This window comes from Cellulomonas septica (assembly GCF_012396155.1).
Classification (GTDB): Bacteria; Actinomycetota; Actinomycetes; order Actinomycetales; family Cellulomonadaceae; genus Cellulomonas; species Cellulomonas septica.
In genome coordinates this window covers 1-3,245 of sequence record NZ_JAAXOY010000398.1, presented here as the reverse complement: position 1 = coordinate 3,245, position 3,245 = coordinate 1, and the positions used below count along the sequence as shown (strand labels likewise).

The 3,245-nt window shown below is 74.3% G+C and carries 3 protein-coding genes and 1 pseudogene; 2 read left to right on the top strand and 2 right to left on the bottom strand.

Going from position 1 to position 3,245, the window contains the following annotated elements:
- Both HGA02_RS13885 and HGA02_RS13880 read right to left on the bottom strand, forming a co-directional pair.
- A pseudogene (locus HGA02_RS13885) lies at positions 1–270 on the bottom strand (MFS transporter); the annotation flags it as partial.
- Positions 267–938: a TetR/AcrR family transcriptional regulator gene (locus tag HGA02_RS13880; protein WP_168679512.1), complete on the bottom strand. Its 672-nt coding sequence runs from the start codon at positions 936–938 to the stop codon at positions 267–269. The gene HGA02_RS13880 and the pseudogene HGA02_RS13885, both read right to left, overlap by 4 nt.
- A gap of 165 nt (positions 939–1,103) precedes the next feature.
- Here HGA02_RS13880 and HGA02_RS13875 point away from each other — a divergent pair, with 165 nt between their 5' ends.
- Both HGA02_RS13875 and HGA02_RS21035 read left to right on the top strand, forming a co-directional pair.
- Positions 1,104–2,471 (top strand): D-arabinono-1,4-lactone oxidase, encoded by a 1,368-nt coding sequence (locus HGA02_RS13875; protein WP_168679514.1) that lies wholly within the window; start codon positions 1,104–1,106, stop codon positions 2,469–2,471.
- A 120-nt stretch (positions 2,472–2,591) separates the two neighbouring features.
- On the top strand, positions 2,592–3,245 hold a 654-nt coding region (locus HGA02_RS21035; protein ID WP_343035483.1), incomplete at its 3' end, for an alcohol dehydrogenase catalytic domain-containing protein.

Here is a 3,245-nt window from a genome sequence, read left to right as displayed (position 1 = left end):
CCCGGACGCGAGCGCCCCGCGGCTGCCCGCGCGACCGCGTGCGACCCGGTCGGCGACGAGCGTGCCCACGGCGGCGAGCGCGCACACGCCGAGCACGACGAGGGTGATCTGCCCGTCGTCGACGCCGTACCGGTCCTTGAACTGCTCGAGGCTGGTGAGCAGGAGCGCGTAGACGAACCCCTGGGTGGCGAACCCGCCGGACGTCGCGACCCGGGCGCGACGGGCCGCCGTCGTGACCGTGCTGCTGCTCCCCCTGGCCTCGGCGCTCACGCGGTCGTCTGCTGGTCCGCGCGCGCGGACGTGCCGGGCGGCAGGCCGTGGTCGAGCGCCTCGGGGGCGAGCTCGACGGGCACGGCCATGGTCGCGAGGTACTGCCCGAAGCCCTGCAGTCCGCGTCGGGCGGCCTCGGAGTCCCCGTCGACGAGCCACGCGAGCGAGAACCCGTCGACGACCGCGACGACGGCCCGCGCGACGTGCGCGCGGGGCACGGTCCAGCCGACGTGCGCGGCCTTCTCGACGAGCTCGAGCACCTGCTCGGCCGCCGACCACTGGCCGCGGTACTGCTCGATCGCGACCTGGTTGAGCTCGGCGTGGCGCAGCGACGACGTCGTCAGCTCGTACGAGAGCAGCTGCGGGCCGCGCGCGGACGCGATGGTGTCCCACAGCGCGTCGAGGACGGCACCCACGATGACCGCGACGTCCGCGCCCTCGGGCAGGTCGTCGAGGCTGCGGGCGAGGTTCTGCGCGGTGATGGCGTGCGCCATGGACCGCAGCAGCTCGTCCTTGTCCTGGAAGCAGTAGTGCACGACGCCGAGCGAGACGCCTGCCTCGGCGGCGATGGCGCGCACGGTCGCGGCGTCGATGCCGTCGCGGCTGGCGACGGTCAGCGCAGCCTCGATCAGCTGCTCGCGCCTCTCGGCGACGGGCAAGCGGTTCATCCGGGTCCCCTCCCTCGATGCGACGTCCCCTCACCGGCCCGACCGCCGGTTGCGTCGAGGGTGCTGTCGCGTCTCCCCACGCCATATCTCAATGTCAGTCGTGACGATAGTCAAGGTATGTACGCACTTGACTTGGACAACCGACCAGGAGGACCGTTGTCCACGATGGGGAAGACGTCGGCCGCCACGCCCTGGCAGAACTGGGCCCGCACCGCTCACGCGACGCCGCGCAGCGTGGCGCACCCGCGTGACCTGGGCGAACTCGTCGCGACGGTCCGCGCCGCGGCGCACACCGGCCTGCGCGTGCGCGCGGTCGGCGGCGGCCACTCCTTCACCCCTGCCGCAGTCACGGACGGCGTGCAGGTTCACCTGGACGCGATCGACGCGCTCGAGCGTGTCGCCCCGCAGCCCGACGGCACGACCCACGTGACGGTCGGCGCCGGGATCCGGCTGCGCGCGCTCAACACGCTCCTCGCGCAGCACGGCCTCGCGATGCGCAACCTGGGCGACATCGACAAGCAGTCGATCGCCGGCGCCGTCTCGACCGGCACGCACGGCACGGGCTCGCAGCTCGGCGGCCTCGCGACGCAGGTCGTCGGCGCACGCCTGGTCCTCGCCGACGGCGACGTCGTCGAGGTGTCCCCCACGCGTCACCCCGAGCTGTTCGAGCTCGCCCGCCTCGGGCTCGGCAGCGTCGGCGTGCTGGCCGCCCTGACGCTCGAGGTCGTGCCCTCGTTCCGGCTCGAGGCGCGCGAGGAGCCGTGGCCGCTCGACCGCGTCCTCGAGGAGCTCGAGGGGCCCGACGGGCTCGTCGACGGCAACGACCACTTCGAGTTCTACTGGTTCCCGCACACGCGGCGCGCCCTCACCAAGCGCAACAACCGGGTCCCCGACGACGTGGTCCGGCCGCTGAGCCCCGTGCGCTCGTGGATCGACGACGAGCTGCTCTCCAACGCGATGTTCGCGCTGACCAACCGCATCGCGACGCTCGTGCCGCCCGCGACCGTCGGCATCAACCAGCTGAGCAGCCGCGCGCTGTCCGCCCGCCGCTACACCGCCCCGTCGGCCGAGGTGTTCGTCTCGCCGCGCCGCGTGCGCTTCCGCGAGATGGAGTACGCCGTCCCGCGCGAGAGCGTCGCCGACGTGCTGGCCGAGGTCGACGCGTGGATCGAGGCGTCGGGCGAGCGCCTGCCCTTCCCGGTCGAGGTGCGGTTCGCCGCCGCCGACGACCTGTGGCTGTCCACCGCGCACGGCCGCCCGACGGCCTACGTCGCGGTCCACCAGAACGTCCACCTGCCGTACACGCGCTACTTCACGGCGGTCGAGCGCATCGCCGCACAGGTCGGCGGCCGCCCGCACTGGGGCAAGCTGCACTGGCTCGACTCCGCGGCGCTCGCACGCGTCTACCCGCGGCTCTGCGACGCCCAGCGGGTGCGCGCGGAGGCCGACCCGGGCGGCACGTTCAGCAACGCGTACCTCGACCAGGTGCTCGGTCCCGTGCCCCACGACGAGCAGGCCCCGCGCGCCGCCTGAGCGGCCCGCGCTGGACGTCCGACCAGGTCGGGACGGGTCAGGTCACCCGCGCGGGTGATGGTGTGCATGCGGACGCATCAACCCTGGCGGCGAACGGGTGACCGGTGCAGGCTGTGCCGGGTGAGTGTCACGAGCAGGGCTGTCGTCGCGACCGCGTTCGGTGGGCCGGAGGTGCTCCGCACCGTCGAGACCGCACCGACGGACCCCGGACCGGGCAACGTGCTCCTCGAGGTGAGGGCTGCCGCGGTGAACCCGATCGACTGGAAGATGTACGCCGCCGGACCCGGGAACGACCCCGCGCGGCTGCCGATCCGGCTCGGCCTCGAGGTCGCGGGCGTCGTCACCGCCGTCGGGCCGTCCGTGCGCTGGCTCGCCCCCGGTGACGAGGTGATCGCCTGGCGCGTCACCGGCGGGTACGCGTCGCACCTCGAGGTGTCCGAGCAGGTGACGTGCCGCCGGCCGCAGACGCTCGACTGGGCGGCCGCGTCCGGGCTGCTGCTCGCCGGCACGACCGCCGTGCACACCCTCTCCGCGACCGGCACGCACGACGGCGACGTGCTGTCCGGGCGGGTGCGGCCCGACGGTGCGACGACGTGGGTGCCCGAGTACCTCGTGCTCGGCGCGGCGCCGACCGGTGCCCTCGCCGACCAGGTCGTCGCGACCGCCACGACGGACCGGCGGTCGCCGCTCGGCGTCGTGTGCGTCGGCGACCTGCCCGGCGCGCGCTGGCAGCTCGTCGCGCAGCCCGACGGCCGGCTCGTCGCACGCCTGCTG